At 70.3% G+C, this 20,107-nt stretch carries 17 protein-coding genes and 1 tRNA gene; 9 read left to right on the top strand and 9 right to left on the bottom strand.

What is annotated here, in order from left to right:
• Positions 1–21: 21 nt before the first annotated feature.
• Together KKZ08_RS16395 and KKZ08_RS16400 are read left to right on the top strand one after the other, a co-directional pair.
• A complete protein-coding gene (locus tag KKZ08_RS16395; RefSeq protein WP_223775163.1) occupies positions 22–435 on the top strand; it encodes an organic hydroperoxide resistance protein in 414 nt (137 codons plus the stop codon).
• A gap of 94 nt (positions 436–529) precedes the next feature.
• A tRNA-Arg gene (locus tag KKZ08_RS16400) sits at positions 530–602 on the top strand.
• A gap of 47 nt (positions 603–649) precedes the next feature.
• Here KKZ08_RS16400 and KKZ08_RS16405 read toward each other — a convergent pair.
• The gene (locus KKZ08_RS16405; protein WP_223775164.1) at positions 650–2,323 is read right to left on the bottom strand and encodes a site-specific integrase; all 1,674 of its coding nucleotides are present in this window, start codon (positions 2,321–2,323) and stop codon (positions 650–652) included.
• Positions 2,320–3,012: a helix-turn-helix transcriptional regulator gene (locus KKZ08_RS16410; RefSeq protein ID WP_223775165.1), complete on the bottom strand. Its 693-nt coding sequence runs from the start codon at positions 3,010–3,012 to the stop codon at positions 2,320–2,322. The genes KKZ08_RS16405 and KKZ08_RS16410 overlap by 4 nt, the downstream gene beginning before the upstream one ends.
• 114 nt (positions 3,013–3,126) lie before the next feature.
• Here KKZ08_RS16410 and KKZ08_RS16415 point away from each other — a divergent pair, with 114 nt between their 5' ends.
• The 5 genes from KKZ08_RS16415 (at position 3,127) to KKZ08_RS16435 (ending at position 8,915) form a co-directional block, all read left to right on the top strand.
• On the top strand, positions 3,127–3,336 hold the full coding sequence (locus tag KKZ08_RS16415; RefSeq protein ID WP_223779080.1) for a hypothetical protein: 210 nt from the start codon (positions 3,127–3,129) through the stop codon (positions 3,334–3,336).
• 234 nt (positions 3,337–3,570) lie between these two features.
• Positions 3,571–4,899, top strand: a complete 1,329-nt coding sequence (locus KKZ08_RS16420) for a DUF3631 domain-containing protein (RefSeq protein ID WP_223775166.1) — start codon at positions 3,571–3,573, stop codon at positions 4,897–4,899.
• 462 nt (positions 4,900–5,361) lie between these two features.
• A complete protein-coding gene (locus tag KKZ08_RS16425) occupies positions 5,362–6,288 on the top strand; it encodes a DUF2637 domain-containing protein (RefSeq protein ID WP_223775167.1) in 927 nt (308 codons plus the stop codon).
• A gap of 345 nt (positions 6,289–6,633) precedes the next feature.
• Positions 6,634–7,203, top strand: coding sequence for a MobC family plasmid mobilization relaxosome protein (locus tag KKZ08_RS16430; protein WP_223779081.1), 570 nt, complete (start codon positions 6,634–6,636; stop codon positions 7,201–7,203).
• Positions 7,200–8,915, top strand: coding sequence for a relaxase/mobilization nuclease domain-containing protein (locus KKZ08_RS16435; protein ID WP_223775168.1), 1,716 nt, complete (start codon positions 7,200–7,202; stop codon positions 8,913–8,915). The genes KKZ08_RS16430 and KKZ08_RS16435 overlap by 4 nt, the downstream gene beginning before the upstream one ends.
• 6 nt (positions 8,916–8,921) lie before the next feature.
• On the opposite strand, the gene KKZ08_RS16440 is transcribed toward KKZ08_RS16435, so the two are convergent.
• From KKZ08_RS16440 to KKZ08_RS16470, 7 genes are all read right to left on the bottom strand, one after another.
• The gene (locus tag KKZ08_RS16440; protein WP_223775169.1) at positions 8,922–10,055 is read right to left on the bottom strand and encodes a hypothetical protein; all 1,134 of its coding nucleotides are present in this window, start codon (positions 10,053–10,055) and stop codon (positions 8,922–8,924) included.
• Between the two features lie 88 nt (positions 10,056–10,143).
• Positions 10,144–12,225, bottom strand: coding sequence for a methyltransferase, FxLD system (gene fxlM / locus KKZ08_RS16445; RefSeq protein WP_223775170.1), 2,082 nt, complete (start codon positions 12,223–12,225; stop codon positions 10,144–10,146).
• Positions 12,226–12,246: 21 nt separating this feature from the next.
• Positions 12,247–13,521, bottom strand: coding sequence for a lanthionine synthetase C family protein (locus KKZ08_RS16450; protein ID WP_223775171.1), 1,275 nt, complete (start codon positions 13,519–13,521; stop codon positions 12,247–12,249).
• Complete coding sequence (locus tag KKZ08_RS16455; RefSeq protein ID WP_223775172.1) at positions 13,518–16,472, bottom strand: lantibiotic dehydratase; 2,955 nt, start codon at positions 16,470–16,472, stop codon at positions 13,518–13,520. Before KKZ08_RS16455 ends, KKZ08_RS16450 begins: the two co-directional genes overlap by 4 nt.
• 216 nt (positions 16,473–16,688) lie before the next feature.
• On the bottom strand, positions 16,689–16,868 hold the full coding sequence (locus KKZ08_RS16460; protein WP_016825826.1) for an FxLD family lanthipeptide: 180 nt from the start codon (positions 16,866–16,868) through the stop codon (positions 16,689–16,691).
• A gap of 188 nt (positions 16,869–17,056) precedes the next feature.
• Positions 17,057–17,245, bottom strand: a complete 189-nt coding sequence (locus KKZ08_RS16465) for a hypothetical protein (protein ID WP_223775173.1) — start codon at positions 17,243–17,245, stop codon at positions 17,057–17,059.
• A gap of 227 nt (positions 17,246–17,472) precedes the next feature.
• Positions 17,473–17,919 carry an ATP-binding protein gene (locus KKZ08_RS16470; protein ID WP_223775174.1) on the bottom strand — a complete coding sequence of 149 codons (447 nt, stop codon included), beginning with the start codon at positions 17,917–17,919 and terminating at the stop codon, positions 17,473–17,475.
• 241 nt (positions 17,920–18,160) lie between these two features.
• Between KKZ08_RS16470 and KKZ08_RS16475 the strand changes: the two genes are divergently transcribed.
• Entirely contained in the window at positions 18,161–19,444 is a 1,284-nt protein-coding gene (locus tag KKZ08_RS16475; RefSeq protein WP_223775175.1) for an XRE family transcriptional regulator, read from the top strand.
• Positions 19,441–19,980, top strand: coding sequence for a GNAT family N-acetyltransferase (locus KKZ08_RS16480; protein ID WP_223775176.1), 540 nt, complete (start codon positions 19,441–19,443; stop codon positions 19,978–19,980). Before KKZ08_RS16475 ends, KKZ08_RS16480 begins: the two co-directional genes overlap by 4 nt.
• Positions 19,981–20,107 lie beyond the last annotated feature (127 nt).

The following is a 20,107-nucleotide window of genomic DNA, read 5'->3' on the forward strand; positions in this document are numbered from 1 at the left end:
GCCGAGGAAGAGGGACGCACCATGGACGCGCTGTACACCGCCGTAGCCACCGCCAACGGCCGCGAGGGCCGCGCCGTCAGCTCCGACGGCCAGATCGACCTGCCGCTCGGCTTCCCCACCGCCCTCGGCGGCAACGGCAAGGGCACCAACCCCGAGCAGCTGTTCGCCGCGGGGTACGCGGCCTGCTTCGCCAGCGCGATGGGCAGCATCGCGCGCCAGGAGAAGATCGACGTATCGGACGTCTCGGTGACCGCCGAGGTCAGCATCGGCAAGGACACCGACGGCGGCTTCGGCCTCGCGGTGGTCATGCGAGCCGAACTCCCCGACCACCTCCAGGGCCCCGCCGGCGAGGACCTCCTGAAGAAGACCCACGCCTACTGCCCCTACTCCAAGGCCACGCGCGGCAACATCCCCGTCGAGCTCGTCATCGAGTAACCCACAGCACCCCGGAACAACCCCGGCCCCGAAATGACCACCCGCTACACTGACGGCGGTGACGCACTCCACCCGAGCGGCGCCACCATGCCTCGCCTTCGTAGCTCAGGGGATAGAGCACCGCTCTCCTAAAGCGGGTGTCGCAGGTTCGAATCCTGCCGGGGGCACAACGCGTTACCGCTCTGACCTGGGATTTCTCCCCCAGGGAGGGCTCCTACTCGGCCTCGGACTCCTCGTCCGGGGCCGTTTGCGTGAGCGGTGCGTGAGCGGACGGAGAGTTGATCTCCGAGATTGCTCCTGACGGATCAGCATCATCCGGCACGGACTCCCGGCCGGGATGCTCCGCGTCGTCGGGCTTGGCCTCCGCTTCGGGGGCGCTGTTTTCGGAGGTGGCGCGGGCGCGCGGGACGAGCCGGGCTGCGGCCTCGGCGATCGCCAGGTCCGCTTCGGGGAGCAGGCTCGTGTAGGTGTCGGCCGTGATGGTGATCGAGGAGTGGCCGAGCATCTCCTGGATGTCCTTCAGGTCGGCCCCGGCCGCGTGGGCGAGGGTCGCGGCACCGTGGCGGAGGTCGTGGAGCCGGACCGGCGGGAGGTCGATCTCCTCGTACAGCTCGATGAACCGTCGCGTGACGTTGGCGGGGTGGAGCATCTCGCCGTTTTCCTTGGTGAAGACGCGTCCGGTCTCCACCCAGGCGTTCTCCCACTCCTTACGGTCCTTGTCCTGCTGGGCGCGGTGCCGCTTGAGGGCCTGGACCGTGTCGGAGTCGAGCGCGATGGTCCGCGCGCCGGCGTCGGTCTTGGGGTCGTCCTCGTACACCTCCCAGCCGTCCACGACGAGTTGCTTGGCGACAGTGATGAGACCGGCGTCCAGGTTGGTGTCGGTCCACTTCTGGCCGCACGCCTCGCCCCGTCGCAGACCGCGGAACGCGATCAGATGGAACAGCGCGTACAGGCGGTCATCCGCGACGTGGTCGAGGAAGAGGCCGGTGTGCTCCGGCGTCCAGACCATCACGGACGACGGCTTCTCGCCGGTGCGCTTCCAGTGGAGGATGCGTTCCTCGGTCCATACGAGGGCCTTGGGTCGCTTGCCCGCCTCCAACTCGACGTGGGCGGCCGGGTTGAAGGTGATGAGCTGCTGGGCGATCGCGGCGTTGAGTGCGGCCCGCAGGGTGGAGCGGACGCGCTGGCGTGTGGCCGGACCGACGATGCGGCGGTAGGGCTCCATCTCGGCGATGGCCGCCTTCATCGCCTTGCGGCGGGCTCGGGGCTCGCGGCCCTTCCAGGGGATCTCGGCGAGGTCCTCGAACGCCTTGCGGCGGGCCGCGTTGCCTTCGGCGATCTCGACGTTGGCCTCGGCGATGGCCTCGAACATCTCCGACAGGTGGGCGACCCGGAGGCGGTCGAGCCGGTAATGCCCGATCCGTGGTTTGAGGTGCACCCGGATGTTGCTCTCGTCGCGGCTGATGGCGCTCTTTCGCCCCTTCTTGCCCGCCAGCCACATGTCCAGCCACTCGCCGACCGTGAGCCTGCTCGTCAGGTCCAAGCCGTGGCTGAGGCGCCTGCGGGTCGCCTCGATGTTCGGCAGCGGGGCCTTCTCGTCGGCCACCTTCTCCAGCAACTCGGCTATCTGGGCCAGGCCCTCGGAGTCGTCGGCGTCGGCCAGGCCGACGAGCGCGCGCACGTGGTCGAGGTCGGCCTGGGCGACCTTGAGGGAGTCGTAGCCGGCGCGGCTGAAGGAGCGGCGGGTGCCGTCCTCGCGGGGCGGGAGTTCCTGGCGTATGGAGTACGAGCCGTGCTTGCGGCTGGAGAGCTTGGGGCACTTCTTGCCGAGCGGCTTGCCGGTGTGAGGGTCGCGGCAGTAGCAGCGGCGGTGGGTGGAACCCTTCAAAGATCGTTCTCCTCGGTGGTGTTGGGGGCGGTTTCGGGTGGGTCGACATCGGCGAGTTCCGGCGGCAGGTGCGGTGGTGTGCCGGCGTCTTCGCGGATGAAGGCGCGGGCGCTGCGAAGCCGGTACTTGGCTTCCAACGCCCTTTCCGCGTAGTCGGCTTGAGCGAGGAGGGCTTCCTCGCGTTCGGCTTTGTTGGGTGCCGTCTCCGCTTTCCAGCGCTCGTGCTTCTCGCCTTTCAGGGCGGCCAGGGCGGCGCGCTGGTGGCGAATGTGGGCGCGGAAGGACCGGAGCATGGCGTCTTCCCTGCCGAGCTCCTCCCTGTCGCCGGTGAACCAGCGCATGGCATCCCAGGTCCGTTCGGAGTGCTGCAGGGGGAGGCGCTGGACTCGGTCGACGTAGCCGACGGGGTAGAGCAGGCAGATCGGGTAGGTGTCCAGGGCTTCGGCGAGGACGATGACGTCGACCAGGGGCAGGTTGGCGCGGCGGCCGGACTCCATGTTGGCGATCACGTTGCGCGGGATCGGGTGGCCGATCTCCTCGCAGCGGTCGGCCAGGTCCTGGGCGCTCATGTGCAACTCCTTCCTTCGTCTGCGGACCTCGGCGGCCACGGTGGCCATCACTTGGTCCACCCACTCCGGGACGTCGTCCTCGTCCCTGTCCCTTCCAGCATCCAAACGGCGTTGTGTCATGCAGACACATTAACTTGCCTACCGTTGATTCCATGACCTGGAGACGAGCGCGATCGCCGTGTTCGCCGAGGGCTCAGTCATGGATGGAGCGCGCATGCGCGAGAACGAACTCGTCTGCCGGGTGAAGGGCAGAGCCGCGAGGAGCTGCTGGAGCTTCCCGCCGCCGTTGACCTGGAGACAGGCAACCGGGCGCTGGGGCTCGGGCGAAGCAAGGGGTACGAGCTGGCGAAGCGCGGCCAGTACCCGTGCAAGGTGCTGCGACTGGGCAACGCCTACCGGGTGGTGACCGCGGACCTGTTGGCCCTGCTGGGCCTGGCCGCGTGAGAGCGGGGAACCATAGCAGACCGTTCTGCGCTGAGCTGACACAGAAACGCTGGACTGTTGCCGGGGCGTGGACGTACGGTCCGTGTTCCCTCGCGATCACCGAACGCTCACGAGAAGAGGGTGGGCCCCCGGCGGTGCGACGCCGGAGGCCCGAGCAACCCCGAACGGCCCTGGAAGAACCAACCCGGCGGCAAGGGCGTGCGAGCCCGCCACCGCCAGACGAGGAGCTGCCGAGTGCAACCCGAGAACCCCGAACCCTATTCCAGCCCCGCGCAGGCCAACTGGCCCGCAGCGGCCATCCCCGGCCGACCCGGCGCCCACCTGCACGCCACGCAGGCCGACGACGCCGATCCGAGCCCCAGCAGTGATGCGGACGCCCGCAGCACCGACGAGGCGAAGACCCCGAGCGGGCCGGAGGAAATATCCGATGCGGAGCCGACGTACGGCTCCGAGCTGCTGGACGAACTGCGCGGGCAGATCGCCCAGTTCGTGATCCCGCCCTCCCAGGAGGCCCTCGACGCGATCACCTTGTGGGTGGCAGCGACGCACCTGCAGCCCGCGTGGCAGCACGCCCCGCGCCTGGCGGTGGTGGGCCCGGCGAAGAGGTGCGGCAAGTCGCGGCTGCTGGACGTGCTGACCGAGACGGTCCACGAACCGATGCTCACCATCAACACCACCCCGGCGGCCATCTTCCGGTCGATCTCCGAGGACAACCCGCCCACGCTCCTCGTGGACGAGGCGGACACCATCTTCGGCCCGAAGGTCGCGGAGAAGAACGAGGAGACGCGCGGCCTGCTCAACGCCGGCCACCAGCGAGGGCGGTACGTGACCCGGGTCGTGGGCAACGACCACACCCCGCACCGCTTCGCGACCTTCGCTATGGCGGCCATCGCGGGAATCGGCGAGCTGCCCGACACGGTCATGGACCGGTCGGTCGTGATCCGCATGCGGCGCCGGGCCGAGGGCGAGAAGGTCAAGCCCTTCCGCTCCCGCCGCGACATCCCGGCCCTGCACGATCTGCGCGACCGCATCGCCGCGTGGGCCAGGCCCCTGCTGGACGACGCCGCAAACCTGGAGCCGGACATGCCCGTCGAGGACCGCGCCGCAGACACCTGGGAACCCCTGGCCATCGTCGCCGACCTCGCCGGCGGGCGCTGGCCCCGCCTGGCGCGCCTCGCGTGCGCGCGGATGGTCGCCGCCGAAGTGGCGGCCGAGGAGGACCACCCGAGCGGAGCGCGGATCCTTGCCGACATCCGCCGGGTCTTCCACGCCCAGCGTGAGGTGGACAGTCTGTCCACCGAGGAACTCCTCCATCACCTGCGCCAGGACGCGGAGGCGCCGTGGGCGGAGTGGGGGCGGGGCGGGCTGACCGCCCGTGAACTGGGCAGGATGCTGCGCGAGTTCGAGATCAGGCCCGGCAACGTGCGCATGGCCGACCGGACCCAGCGCAAGGGCTACATGCGCAACAAGTTCCTGGATGCCTGGAGCCGGTACTGCCCCACCGTCCACTCAGTGGACCCCCAGGCGGCACGCCCGGTGAACCACCCGCCGTTCACTGAGTGAACGCCCTGCCCTGCGAACTCGACGCGGGCTGAACCCCGCCCCCTTGTTGCCGTCCCTGCCGTCCCTGCCGTGATCTCGCAGGTCACACGGCATACCGGCAAGACGGCAACCGGGGCCAAGACGGCAACGCGATCCGCCATCGCAGCCCTACCGCCAAGACGCCGCCCGCATCCGTCTTGCGCCGTCCCTCACCGTCCTGCCGTATCAGCGCAGGTCACAGCACCGCCCACCGGGACGGAAGACGCAACGCCACCGTCCCGGCCCGGGGCACGGCCACGCCGGCACCAGGCCCGCCAGGATGCGCCGACGTCGTGTTCCGACTCGGAACACGACGTCGGCGGCACACGCCAGGACGGAAGGCCGAGGCGGTTGCCGTACCCGCTGTGACCTGCGCTTGCAACGGCCAAGACGGCAAATACGCACCACACTACGCCAGGAGTACCCCGCTTGAAGGTCCCTCTCATGTCCCGTCGCCGAGACCGCCCGCCGCGCGGCGACCAGCCCGGTCAGAAGCAACCAGCGAAGGCGAAGCTCCCCGCGGAGCAGTACGTGCTCCGCGCGGCCGGCATCGTCATCGTGGCCCTTACCGCCGGTGCGTTCTGGCTGTCCTACGCCCACCTGGCCGAGGTCGCCGCCCAGCACGGACTCCACGACTCTCCGATCCGCCGATGGGCGTGGCCCGCGACGCTGGACGCGTTCATCGTCGCGGGCGAACTCCTCATGCTCCGCGCGGGCCTGCGCAGCGTCACCGACCCGTGGGCCATCGGCATCACCGCCATCGGATCATTCGGCTCCATCGGGCTCAACGTGGCCGGGGTGACCGGCACGCGCGACGCCGGCAGCGTCCCATTGCTCGACTACGTGGTCGCCGCGGTTCCCCCGGCCGCCGCGATGGTGGCCTTCGGCGTGCTGATGCGGCAGATCCACGAACTCGTCGCACAGCCTGATGTCGACCATTCAGGCCCCGATTCGGTGCAGGTGCCGGAACCGTCGGCCACCACATCCGTCCACCTCGCCGAGGCACCGGCCATCGCGGTCGGCCGGTCCGGCGAAGTTCCGGCCGGGCGCTTCGGGCCTGCCGAGCTATTGACTGAGCCCGTCCAGGCCGCTGGGCTGTCGGCCGCTGTATCCGTCCAGTCTCCGAAACCGCCCGCCACCGCTGCGGCGGGCAAGGTGCGCGGTGGCCGTCCGCCCGGGGCGCCCCTTGAGGAACTCGTGGAGATCGGCCGGGCCGCTGCCGCTGAGCAGGGCAAGCTCACCCGGGCCGTCGTGCGGACGGCGGTTGAGGACAAAGGGCTGACGGTCGGCAGTAAGCGGCTGACCGAGGTGATGGAGATCCTCCGGGCCGAGCCCGATGCCGTTGTCGAGACCGATCGGTCCGGCGGCTGACCGCAACCGCTGCCGGGTGACCGGAACCCTTCCGGTCACCCGGCCCGCCATACCGCCTCCCAAGAATCGCGCGATCGCCCCCACCTGTGGATGAGGCGGCAGCCGTCCGAACTCCGCCTGATCTCCGCCGTGCCCCGCACGCCCTCCCCACCCCGCTCTGGAGAACCGTCCATGACTCACAACCCGCTCGCCCCCGAGAACGTCCCCGATGAGCCGCTGCCGCTGACGAAGTCGCCTACGCTGATGGACCGTTGGCGGCGCGCGTTCGGACGACCTGCCCCGGGCGGAGCCAGTAGTACCCCGAGTCCGACTGAAGGCCGGTCTTCGGTGGTCTCCGCCCCGGGGGTGGCGGAGACGGCCCAGCACCAGGGGGCGCCAGGCCAGGGCGTCGGGGCCGAGGGCGGCTCCGACGAGGACATGCTCCACACCCTCCAGTGCGAGACTCTGCGCCGCGTACGTGCCGCCGACATCGCCGAGAGCGTCGGCGGTGAGCCTGTCGTGAAGAGCGCGCAGCCCACGATCCGCCGTTTCACCGGCATCAAGCGCGTCGTGCGCGTCGGCCCGCTGCGCTTCACCGGCGACGAGCACACCCGCCTCCAGGAGACTGCCGCCGAGCACGGCTACAGGGGTGACTCGGGCTTCGCCGCCGACATCGTCCTCGCCTTCATCACCGGCCACTTCACCGCGAACCTGCCCCTGTCCGAGGACCGCCGCCGCACCCACGTCTTCCGCGCCCAGGTCCTGCGCCAGCTCAACCGGATCGGCGTCAACGTCAACCAGATCGCCCGCGCCCTCAACAGCGACCACACCCCACCCGACATCCGACAACGCCTGACCGAACTCCACCAGCTGCTGGAGCTGATCGCCGAAGCCCTGCGCCGGCCCGCCGACCCGGAGACGGAGGCAGCCGCGTGATCGCCGCCATCAAACCGGCCGGGTCCAACACCCGCGGACTGCTCGCCTACCTCTACGGCCCAGGCCGCCACGACGAGCACCTCGATCCGCACATCGTGGCGGGGTTCGCGATGCTCGGCATGCCCGACCCTGGCCGTGACGAGAACGCCACCCTCACCGAACTCGCCCGCCACCTCGACGAGCCCGTGCGGCTGCGCAACGGCGAGTTCGGCAAACAGGTCACCGACCATGTGTGGCACTGCCCGGTCCGTGCCGCCCCCGAGGACCGTTACCTCTCCGACGCCGAGTGGGGCGAGATCGCCCAGCGCATCGTTGAAGCGGCCGGTATCGCGCCGACCGGTGATGATCTGGGCTGCCGTTGGATCGCCGTACGGCACGCGGATGACCACATCCATATCCTCGCCACCACCGTCCGCGAAGACGGCTGCCGTCCCAAACTCCACGGCAGCGGCGTGCGCGTCGGTGACGAGTGCCGCGCGATCGAGAAGGACTACGGGCTACGGCAGTTGAAGAAGGGGGACGGAACCGGAAGCCGTCGCCCGACTCAGGCGGAGATGCACAAGGCCGAACGCCTCGGCTGGGACCAGCCCAGCGCCGAGTGGCTCCAGGACCGCATCCGTGCCGCCATCCCCCATGTGACCAGCGCCGAGGAATTTGTCGCCTACCTCGAAGCCAGCGGCGTTGAGGTTCAGATCCGGCGCGGCCCGTCAGGCGACCTCCTCGGCTACGCCGCCGGCCGCCCCGGCGACGTCAACGAGGCCGGCGAGCAGATCTACCACCCCGGAAGCAAGATCTCCCCCGACCTCTCCCTGCCCAAAATCAAGGCCCGCCTCGAATCCAGCCGACCCGAAGAACACCCCACCGCCCGCCGCAACCACCCCAGCACCCCGTGGCACCAAGCCACCGACGCACTCGACACCCTCCACACCGACTTCGCCGAAGACTCCCACGCCCAAGCCCACATCACCGCCCTCGGCGAACTCCTCGAAGCCACCGCCCAGACGGCACCCGCCCATCTGCAGGCCGAACTCCAAGTCGCCTCAAAGGCGTTCGCCCGGGCCCAGCGCTCCCAGATCCGGGCCGAAGACCGCGCCGCCCACGTCCTGCGCAGCGCGGCACGCGACATCGTCCACACCGCCACCGGCCCCGACGGCAGCGCACTCGCCGCCCTGGTCGCAGCCCTCGTCTGGGCCACCATCGTCGCCGCGCGCTGGCACGAAGCAAAGCACCACGCCCACCAGGCCGACGCCGCCCGCCAGGCCGTCCAGCACCTCCAGACGGCCGCCGACCTGGCCCTCGCCCCGACGCTCGCCGGACTCACAGCCCGACCGCTCAGGGATGAAGCCAGCCGCATTCTGGCCGGCGACGTACGGGCAGCCGTCCCCGACCACGCCGAGCGCATCCTCACCGACCCAGCCTGGCCCGCGCTCGCCACCGTCCTCGCCGACGCCGAAGCCCGCGGCCACCAACCCCACCAACTCCTTCGGGAAGCCGCGGCTCAGCGCGAGTTGACCACCGCACGACAGCCCGCCCGCGTGCTCATCACCCGCATCCAGCACACCGGCTGCAACCCGGCACCCAATCGGCGAGCCGAAGCCGCCCGTCGCCGCTCCACCCTCGCAGCCTCGGTCCGCGTCCGGCAGACCCACGACGGTCAGTTTCCGTCGACTGCTACGACGCCTACCGAACAGCAGCGCCGACAGCGCCGATAGGCACCGTCAGGCCCGTAGGGGTTGCGTTCGTCCGGGATCGGAGGAACGTGTGAGGCTTTCCCGGATCACGCTGTCGCTGGCGCGCAGAGCCGACGTCAGTTCTCCTCGCAGTTCGTCCGGGAGGACCGCTGTGCCGAGGGCACAGGCGCGCACCAGCGCGCGACAGTCCTGCACTTGCCGGTCCGTGGCGATCTCGGTGAACAGAGGGTGAGCCAAGTTCTCGCGGGCCGCGTAGCCGTCCTCGGCGTCCGTCGTCCTGCGGTGGAGGTCCTCGACGATGCGGTGCGCGGCGAGCGCCTCGGCGGAACCGATCGCGTCGAGGACGGTAAGTCCGAGGCGGGTGTCGAATACGGTCATCCCGGGTTCGGCCTTCCGTCCGGAGTAGGTCGTGAGCAGGTCGGCCAGGTGGCTGTCGATCGGCTGCCCGGCGTCGCGGCGGCACAGGACGGTCAGGCATGCCGTGACGGCTTGCTCCCACGGGTCGCCGGGCATCGTGTCGGCGAGGAGACCAGCCGCCCCTGCCGTGTCGTTCGCAACGAGGGCGGTGAGTACGGCGACCTGCCGACCGTCGAGCATCCGCTGTCCGATGCCATGGTGGGCTTCGATGTGCGCCATGGCCTCGGCCCATCGCCCCTCCGTGGTGAGGGTGCGCGTGCCGTCGGCGAGGAGGACGCGCCACAGCCACGCGCGAACTTCCCGGCGGCCTTCGCCGGTCGCTGTGAGGTCCGCAGGGACGTTGACGCCCTCGAACCGTGCCGCTGTGCCCGTCTCGACGGCCTTGTACAGGTCGAGGAGTCGCTGGCGCCCCTCCTCGGCGTGGCCGGCGCGGATCTGGAGGCGGGCGAGGTTGACGACCGGTTCCAGTCCTCGGATCGCGCTCATGCCGGGCAGGGGGCAGGCGTGGAGATAGGCGGCGGCGTGCTGGCGGCACATCTCGCGGGCGAGGTCGGGGAGGTCGAGGTCGGAGGCGATGAGCGCGGCCTGGTTGTAGACGGCCGATGCGAGCCCCTGGTCGGCCTTCTTCACTGCGGTGTCGGCCAGGTCGACAAGTGCGCGTACGCGTTCAGGCAGGGGCAGGCAGGCGGGGCGGAATCGGGCGACGAGCGGGAAGCGCTGGGCTGTGAGGCCGTGCGGGTCCATGGATCCCCCGGGTCGAGAGTGAGGACTGCTGAGGCGGCGGTGCCCGCCAGTCGTGTGCCGACGGGCACCGTCCGCTAGGGGTGGGGCGTCATCGCCAGTCGACGACGATGCGGTTCAGCGGGGTGTCGAGGGCGAAGGGACCGGGGCGCTGCTCGATCTCGGGGGCGTCAAGGGGCTGGATCTCGAACGTGGCCTCACGGTCGCGGTAGTCGCGATCCCAGGTGCGGATGGCGTCGGCGACCTTCGCGGCCAGCTCGTCGCTGCCGGGGCCGTGGCCGATGACGCCGAATTCCCAGAGCTTGTCGCCCTCGGGGGTCTTCTCCTTCGACAGGCGCCGGGCGAGGTAGGTGACGGCACCCTTGTCGACGACCGCGGTCGACGAGGGGTAGGGGTCCTCAGTGAGCAGCGTGCCCTTGGCGCTCTGGGGGAACAGCATCCGGATCAGACCTGAGGGCAGGGAGCAGGTGACGAACAGTTCCATCCACTCCGGTGACTCCATGGCGCGGACCGTCATACCGGTCCACTTCTCGGTACGCGGCTGGTCAAGCACGCCTGCGAGGGCATCGGCGTCGATGCTCAGCCCGGCGGGGGCTTGGAGCCGTACGGCGCCGTCCGTACTGAGCGGGATCACTCGGCGGTCGTCGTCGGCGATGCCCCTCCGCAGCGGCATGAAGGTGTTCATCTCGCTGCCGAAGGACACCCACCGGCCGTCGCGCTGCTCGTAGGCGATGGAGCGGGAGACGGTGCCCTTGAGACGCTGGGGGACGAGGAGCCGGCCACCGGGTGCGAGCTGCTGCAGCCAGGCATGCGGTACACCGTGCGCGCCGACGGTGGCGATGATCCGGTCGTACGGCGCTGCTTCGGCGTAGCCAAGTGCCCCGTCGCGGGTCACGGCCTCGACGTTGGTGGTTCCGGCGGCGGCGAGGTGCGCGCGGGCACCCTCCACGAGGTCGTCGTCGACGTCGAGGGTGGTCACGTGTCCGTTCTCGCCGACCAGGTGGGCGAGGAGACCGGCGTTGTAGCCGGTGCCGGCGCCGAGTTCGAGGATGCGTTCGCCGGGCTGAGCTTCGAGCTGGTCCAGCATGAGGGCGACGACGCCTGGCTGGGAGGCGCAGGAGATGGAGGTGCCGTCGGTGTCGTACTTGATGTGTACGGGTGCGTTGGCGTAGGCGTCTTCGAGTGACGCGTCGGGCACGAACACGTGGCGGGGCACGGTCCGCAACGCGGTCTCGACGGCAGGCGTGCGGGCGTGCCCGTCCGCGTGGAGCTGGTCGACCAGTGCGTTGCGGAGGCGCTCGGCGTCCGCCGTGGGGGTGGTGATCGTGTCGGTGTTCACCACGCTGACGCTATCGATGTCGGCCGTTGCCTCGGTGGGCGACTCGGTGTGGTCACTCGTTCCCATGACTACCTCTCGTGCGATGTGGGACAGGGCGCTCTGGTCGTCCCGGAGAAGACCGGCGCGGTTGGCGTGGAAGATCACGTGGTGGGCTATGACGGCGCGCAGGCCGCGGGTGAGGGCGCCGCGGGCTGCGAGGTCGGCGAGCGTGGCTCCGGCCCGTTCGAAGGCGGTGACCCACTCGTCATACCTGTGCAGTGGACCGTTAGGGCGGCAGAGGCTGCGGACATCCGCGGTCATCAACTTCTGCATGGGCGTGATCAGTTCGGCGGCTCGTTCGGGGTGTGGTGGATTGGTGACCGATCGAAGAGCTGCGACCTTCGCCCATACGTCGCCCTGTTCGAACCAGTCGAGTCCGGCGCCGCGCATCATGGCGCTCGCGAGCAGGACCGCGGTCTCCCGGCGTCCCAAGTGCATCGGGCTCGGCTGGTAGGTGAGCAGGTGGCGGCAGTCGCTGTGGAAGAGTTCGTGGGCTGCGTCCATAGCCTCGGGGCCGCCGAAAGCGTCCGTCTCGGGCTCGTAGACGCAGGGCAGGCATGACACGGCCACGCCGTTGCCGATGAGATCGCTCAGGAGCGACTCGACGGCTGGTGAGGGCTTGTCTGCGAGGTAACGCAGCGGCCAGGGCTGCTTGTTCATGAACCACCAGCCGGTGAGCTGCCCGTCGGCCTCGGCCTCGATCAGGGCGGGACCGAGGCGTTCGGCGATGGTGCGCCGTGCCATCTCGCGGTCGACGAAGGTGATGTTGTGCTGCTGCCAGCGGTCGGGAGGCATAAGGGTCCTTCGGTCGGTGGATCAAACGATGAGGAGGCATGCGTCCCAGGCGGACCGGGGTGGTGCGGCGGTGCTGGGCGCAAGGAGGGCCAGGGCTGTGCCGGCGGCGCCGTCGAGGAGGCCGGGGCCGCCTTCGTGGTCATGGATGAGCGCTGTGGTCGTGAGTTCGGGGTCAGTGTCTGGTGGGGTGACTGCAGCCAGGAGGGCCGGGATCGCGGCGCGGAGTTTCCCCGCGGTTGAGGGGTGGGCGTCGTCTGCCGTACGTGCGGCGGCGTGGGCGAGGCCGGCGAACCCGTGGCAGAGGCCGTTGTCCGTCGTGGCCTTCAGCTGCTCGGGGTCGGTGAGGGCAGCCACGAGCGCGGACTCCGCGTCGATCTGGCGGCTGGTATCGCCGAGAGCGAGCGCGGCAAGTTGCTGGGCGCGGGCGAGGCCGGCGGTGCCGTAGCACCAGGACGGCCGCCGGGGCGCGGACGGGGCGAGATGCCCCGTCCGCAGCTCGTCCTGAGTGACCCAGTACGGCCAGACCGGTCCGCCGTCAGCTCTCTGCTTCCAGCGGTCCAGCCAGGTCAGGATGGTGTGCAGTGCCGCGTGGTGCCCGTCAGTCACGGAGCCGTTCCGAGCGGCGAGGGCCAAGAACGCGAGCACACCGCCGATGCCGTGCGCCATGCCGGTGTTGGCGTGTCCGCCGGGGAATCGGTCGTCCGGGCTGCCGGAGGGCCCGGTCTCCGTCCACCAGCCCGGCAGGGTCTCGCCATGGTGGGTGATCGGTTCGGTGAGGCGCATGCAGTAGTCGAGAACGGCGCGCATCGTGGAACTGCCGGGGTTTCGGCGCAGTAGGTAGGCGCCGTATCCGGTGAGGCCCCTGATGGCGTCGAACTCGGCGAGCTGCGGCAGGCGTCCGGCGTCGATGCGGCGGTGTGCGGCGTCGAGACGGCGTCCGACGTCGATTGCGATCTGTCCGTCCATCGCGTCGAGGGCGCGCTGGTAAGAGCCGGGGAGGTAGTCGGCGGCGCAGGTCAGGGCGTGGGCGAAGGCGGGCACTCCGTAGAACAGGTGGCTGTCCGGGCCGCTGGTGAGCGGGTGCCGGGAGGCAGCGGCGAGCCAGTCGTGGGCGCGGTGCCACGGGCCGAGGCCCCTCGCGGCCAGCTCGATGTGCAGGAGCGCGATTCCGGGCGGGCCGTAAGCAAGGTGCTGCCGGTCCGAGGACAGCGTCCTGAAGCCGAGGGGCACGGTGTCGGGGTCGGCGAGCCGGGCGGCGATGGCGTGGACCAAGCCGAGCATGGGGTGGGCGGTCACGAGGCCCTCCCCTTGGTGCGGGCGGTCCAGGCCAGGGCGGCGGCGCGCGCCAGGTAGAGGCACACCTCCTCCTCCGGAAAGTTCACGGCGACGTGGCGCACGAAATGGACGTGCAGCAGGGAGGTCAGGACGTCGTCGACGGCGATGCCCTGGGTGTCCGGGCCGGGCAGGTGCGGCCGGTACGCGGCGAGCGTCGTATCTCGGTCAGCCCATGCCGACACGATGGCGTCCCCGCCCGGGACAGAGCGCAGCGCCACCCAGTCGTCGCTCGGGTCGGCGAGCCGTACGGCGTCGGTGAACTGCGGGCGCGGAACCGGAGCGGGGGCTGTCGGAGGGATGTGGTCGATCAGCCATCGCATCCCGGCTGCGGTGCTGCCGAGGAACGCGGAGGTAATGGCGACCGTGTGGGCCGCTACCAGCGTGCGTTGTCCGGGACGTTGTGGCTGCGTGAGTTGGGCCAGGGTGACGCGCGAGTCCGCCCGGAAGACCTCCTCGGCCGCCTCCCATGCGATGCCGGAGCCCCAGCGTCCCATCTCGCGGTAAGAGGTGGGATAGCGGAGATCGGCCAGTAAGCCGACGCACCGCAGCTCATCGGCCCAGGCACTCACCGTTCGGGCCGTGTCGGCGAAGGCTTCCGGGTCAGGGAGGGCGATGCGTACGCGGAGGTGCTGGTCCGGGTCACGGAAGCGGATGAACCACCACGGCGGGTTGCCCAGTTGTTCGAGGAGGCCGGGCAAGTGCTGTGAGAGCAGCATGCCTTGGCGGCGGGGGCCACCGTACAGGGCGGCCAGAAGAACTGTGGAAGAGGCAGGCGTCTGCAGCTGGGCCGCAGACAGGGCACGGGTCCGGCTGGGGGCGGGCAGCGGTGGCCACGTCGGCGGTCGGGTCGCCTTGAGCGGAACTGCCACCTCGTGGGCTCGCCCGCCGCACCAGCCGTACGCCTCTGGTTCCGGGGCCTCGACTAGTACGGCCAGGCGCGAATGGTCGAGGTGTCGACGCAGGAGCGCACGGTGGCCGGCCTCGTCGAGGTCAAGGAAGAGACGTCGATCGTTTTCAACGAGATGGAGGCGGCGCGGCAGCCTCCGCCGGGCACGCCAGTCGCTGAACACGGCATCCCACTCGGTCCGAGGGCGGGCATGGCCGGGCAGTTCGGACGCTTCCAGCCTCCAGCGTGCCGGTGCCAGTACTGTCCGGCCGTACCGCAGACGTGGAAGAAACGGCATCGCCGCGGCGGCGCCCCAGTCGAAGACGGTGACCTGCGCGCACTGGGCGCGGGACAGTTCGGTGAGGAACCGCACCAGTGGTGGGGTGTGGGTGCGCAGGTTCAGCGCGTGCATTCCAACGACCTCCACGCGGTGGCCTCGCTCAGGGACGGCGAGGTACATGCGCCGGCCGTCACACCCCACAGCGAAGTCCTCCGGGGTGAGGACGGTGTCCTGCGGGACGCGGTGCTCCTGAAGGCTGATCACAGTGGGCAGGACCTGTGGGGCGCGAGTGACGTGGACGCTCTCGGGGAGCAGAGGCGGGAAAGAGAGCTGCGCGGGCACGGTGTTGCCGTCTGCGGCCGGGAGGTCGGCAAGCTCTGCGCCCAGGGCATCCCGGTCGGCGGGGGCCAGCACGCTGAGGAACCGGCCCGTGGAGACGCCGGCGCCACGGGACACGCTCACGACCTCCAGCCGGAACCGCCCGCGCTGCAACTCCTCCAGACTGGCCGCATGCACTCGCACCCCGATCTCCAGGTGCGGCGGCAGCCGAGGCTCGTCGGGACCCATGTCCAGGGCGTCAATCAGTTCGTCCGTGAGGATCACTTCGTCACGGCCGTCGAGCGCGGCGGCCTGAGCCAGTCGTACGAGGGCGTCATCCCGAGCGGAGACGCGGGGTCTGCGTGCGTCGGCCGGAGCGCCCGGGTAGCCGTCGGGATAGCCGGTGCCGCTGTCCGCGACGACCTCTGCGAGCGGCACCATCGTGCCGATGCCGTAGCGCTCGTAGAACTGCTGGTGGTAGTCGTTCCACGCGGCGGTCCCGTACGGGCGGATGCTCAATCGGGTCAGGACGAGAGCGGCGCGCTCGATCTCTCGGGCGACCGCTTCCGGCAGAACGAGCCGCGCATCCAGGCGGAGGTCGAGCGCGACGGGGTGGCGACGCAGGCCCGGGACGAGGTCTCGCATCCGCGCCGCGACGCTGTCCCGGCCACCGTGCGTGGCGCACTCCTCCAGGCCCGCCCGGATGGCGTGGAGTTCGCGTACGGTCTCGGCGACCGGGGCGAGGCTGCCAGCGTCGATCGCGTCGAGTTGGCCCACCAGATACCCGAGGGCATCGGTCTCGGTGCTCGGAGCGTGCAGGCCCGTGATCAGTACCCGCCGCCGGATCAGCTCCGCCAGCAGTTGACGAGCCTTCTCGGGACCGGCCTCGGGGAACTCCGCCTGGAGCTTGTCCACGAGGGTGCCGAACCGAATCGGCGCCCGGGTCGCGGCCAGGACCGCGCGCACCGGTCCAGTCAGGGCCAAAGACGCCTCGACCGCGCGAGTCCGGTCGTCCTGGACGTCGGGCTGGAAGGGCACGATGAGCCGGTCCCCCCGGTACGTCACGGTGTTGTTGATGACGACGGGCAGCCGTTCGAGGAGGACCGGGCATGACTCCAGCCGTGCGACCAGGGCCGCCAACCACTCCGCCCCTGCCCGGCCGACGGCCACATGCTCCTCGCCCCAGTCGGCCCGCGGCTGCGGACCGAACGCCGCGGTGGCCACGCCGGCAAACAGGCCGAAGGGTGTCGCCCGGTGCTGGGCCCGCAGCAGGTAGCGGGCCACGGACAGCGCCGCGCGCTGCACATCCCGACGGGCGGGATGCTCAGCCGTACACAGAGCCCCTACCTGCGCGGCCAGGACCGGGCTGGAGTACCGGAGGGCCTCGGCGACATCCCTGTCCGCCCAGACCGCGCGCAGCCACGCCACACGGGCAGACGAACCACTGGGCGAGCGGTCATCGAGGTCAGGGCATGGAGGAATCGGCAGCGCGGGCCGGGCCACGGCGCGCACGAGAACAGTGGAACAGGTGCGGAACGCTGCAGGCGGAGCAACCACCAAGTACCTCCGTGGGTGAGGGGGCGGGCGGCTGGTGCCGCCGCGCGGAGACGCGGCGGCACCAGCCCTGGGTGACCTGGGTCCGGGTCAGGCGACGTTGGTGGTGCAGGCGCCGCAGGTGGACCCGCAGTTGTCGTCGGTCAGGTTGACCAGGCCAGCCGGGTCGGCGATCTCGACGAGAGAGACATCCAGGTCGAAGCCGTCCGACGCCCCAGGGATCTGCGGGCGTACTTCGGTGCGGCTGGGAACTACGGTGCTGCGCGTCATGCTTCAACTCCTCGTAATCGTTGTGGTGTTTCTGGGCTGGAGCGCCCACCAGGTGCCGCCACGGGAGCGCTGCCAGACGGCTGCTCCCCGACGGCTCCTGGCCGCCCGGCGCGAGGGGACGTACTCCGCGTAGGAAGTCCTCGCGAAGTGCCTGCCTCACGCCGGGAAGTCGTGTGCCGGGAGGCTGATCAAGCGGATGCCGGTCGCCGCTCCATGAAGTAGACGAGCGCCTGGGCCTTGAGGCGATCGAGGCACGGCTCACACGCGTAGAAGGGGGCGTGCTGCCCGTCCCACTGCACCGGGCCGAGCCAGATCACCAGGACTCCGGTACGTCCGCAGCCGAGCCAGCAATCACCGGTGATCCACGGCCACTGCATGGAAGGACGTCCCCTTTCTCAGCTGGTCGAGATGGTCGATCTGGCGGCCTGGCAGTTGGAAGTGCAGGCCCGGCGCTGGAACGGCAGGCCCCGGTTGGCGTATCTCGCCAAGCCGTCGACCGCTCGTTCCGAGCGGCCAGGCGCAGAGGGTGCAGTCCATGGCCATCTGCTGGCGGGCCGGAGTCGGGCGAGATCCGGAAGGGGCGAGGGTGCCGTGGCCGGGATGCTCACTTGCCGCCCTCGGTACGGAGCTCCGCCCAGACCTCTTTGCCCCAAGGGCCTCTGTCCGAGCCGTGCAGGTCGTAGCCCCAGCGGTCGGCGACAGCATCGACGAGGAGCAGCCCGCGCCCCGACTCGTCGTCGTCAGCCGCCTGGCTGAGTATGGGCAGACGCGATGGTTCCCGGTCCACGACACCGACACGCAGTCGTGCTGCGCTCGGCCTCCCAACCGTGAGGCGGATTTCGGGACACGGAGTGTGCCTGGAGGCGTTCGCGATCAGCTCCGTCACGATCAGCGCCGCACGATCGGCGAGGTCATCGAGGTGCCACACACCGAGGACATCTCGGACGAGTTCGCGACCGATCTCGGCCGTGGACGGCTCGCACGGGAAGGTCTGGCTGTACGTGGGGTGGCCGACGGAGAGGGCCTCAACTGGTGTTCTCAGACTCGTCATTGGGGTGGAGCCTTCGTGTCGTCTCGGCGCCCGGCCCGCCCCCGCGGGGGAACCTCAGGGGCGGGCCGGGCCGTCAACAGCCGCCCGCACGGTGGGGCGCGGCGGGCGACCAACACCCAGACAACTCCCTTTCCACACAGGTTGGTTAGGGCGTTCAGGCACTCAGCGGACGGACTCGCCTAGGACGTTTTGGCCTCTCCTTTACCTGGCGGGTGGGGATCGCGCGGGCTACCGTGCCCGCATGGACACCACCCGCAACACCGTTCTTGAGGCGTGGATGACCGAACACGGCTACAGCTCCAACAGCCTCGCCGAGGCAGTGAACAGGGCCATTGAACGGTTGACCGGGCGCCCTGGAGGACTCGACGGCTCATCGGTCCGGGCATGGAAAGCGGGCCGGGTCACATGGCCAAAGTCAGCTGCCCGCAAGGCACTTGAGGACGTCACCGGACTACCCGCCGTCGCTTTAGGGTTCGTGCCACGGAGCCGGCCTTCGTCCACCCCGGCCCCACCGCAGCAGGAGGACCCCGACATGAAGCGCCGCACCCTCGTCGGCAGCATCGCAGCGGCGGCCGCAGCAGCAGCAGCTCCCGGCACCGCATCGCCGCGCCGTATCGGCATGAGCGACGTCAACCGCCTCAACAAGCGCTTCGCCGAGATCATCGCCAGCGACCACCGCCACGGCGGACAACTCGGCATCGAGCAGCGAGCCGCCGCCCTCGCCGACGAGGCACTCAACCTCCAGAACGCCGGCAGCGCCACCCAGCGCGTACGCAGCAACCTCTACGCCTCCGCAGCCGCCTTCCGCTCCTCCGCGATGTGGGCCGCCATGGACGGCCGACGCTACGACGTCGCCAAGGCGCACATGCGCGAGGCCCAGGCCCTCGCCGAGATGTCCGGCGACCAGGCGATCAAGTTCCGCATCTGGAGCCACGCGGGCACCATGTACCGCCACATGGGCCGTCCCGCCGACGCGCTTGCCGCCAACGACGTCGCCCGCAACCTGCACCTCATCCGCCGAGACCCCCTGTTCGCGTCCCTCGGCCTGGCCCGCCAGGGCGCCATCCAAGGCACGGCACAGGACCGCACCAGCACCCGCCGTGCATTCGAGCAGGCGCAGGACGCCATGCTGCGCGCCGACTCCGCCGACTTCCGGCCGGTGTGGATGCTCGCCTTCTACGACCAGGCCGAACTGGACTCCTTGGCCCTCTCCGCAAACTTGGCGCTCGGCGACTACTCGACCGCCGAGTACCACGCACACCGCTGCCTGTCTGCCCTCCGGCCCCACATGATCCGGTCCCGCGCCATCGCCACCACCCGGCTCGCACACGCCCAGCTCGCCCAAGGCGCCCCCGACGCCGCCACGGCCACCGCGATGAAGGTCCCCGCCGAAGCCGCCACCCAGCACGCCCGGGTCACGCGCATGCTGCAGGAGTTCGGGGCCGCACTACGGGCCACCGCGCCCGGCAGCTCCACCGTGCAGACCTGGACCGAGCACACCGCCACCTGGAGGATGGCCGCATGACCACAGCGCCCGCCATTGAACTGCGCACGTTCACCACCCTCGACACCGCCCGCGGGGACCTCCTCGACGTGTACGCCGAAGTGCGCGCCCCGCTCCTCCACCTGCCGAACTACGCGGTCACCGCCTTCGGCGAACGCCTGGACCGACACGGCACCGAGCCTGGGTTCGTGGCTGTCCTCGCGTACGCGGACGGACAACCAGTTGGCTACGCCTACGGAAACACCATCGAGCACGGTGACCGCTATTGGCAGCGCACCAGCCCGACACCGGCCGAGAAGTACACCGAGCGCCCGGCTGTGGCCCTGAAGGAGATCGGCGTCCGGCCGACGTGGCGGAAGACGGGTACCGCCCGCCGCATCCACGACGCCCTCCTCGCCACCCGCAACGAGCCGTACGTGACGCTCATGGTCAACTCGGCTGCCGGGGACGGAAAGGTCCACGCGCTCTACAAGTCGTGGGGATACGGGGACATCGGGCAAAGCCAGCCGTCACCGGCCTCGCCAGTCCTCACCGTGATGATCCGTGCCATCCGCTGAGCAGTCCTGCAAGGAACCACCCGGATTCGCTGGAGACAGCCGACGCCCGCTGGCATCCGTCTCCTCAAGATTGCCGCGCTGACAGGCCCCGCTGCGCCAGCTGCAAAGGAACGGCTCGTCTTGGGCT

This window comes from Streptomyces sp. 135 (assembly GCF_020026305.1).
In the GTDB taxonomy this organism is placed as follows: domain Bacteria; phylum Actinomycetota; class Actinomycetes; order Streptomycetales; family Streptomycetaceae; genus Streptomyces.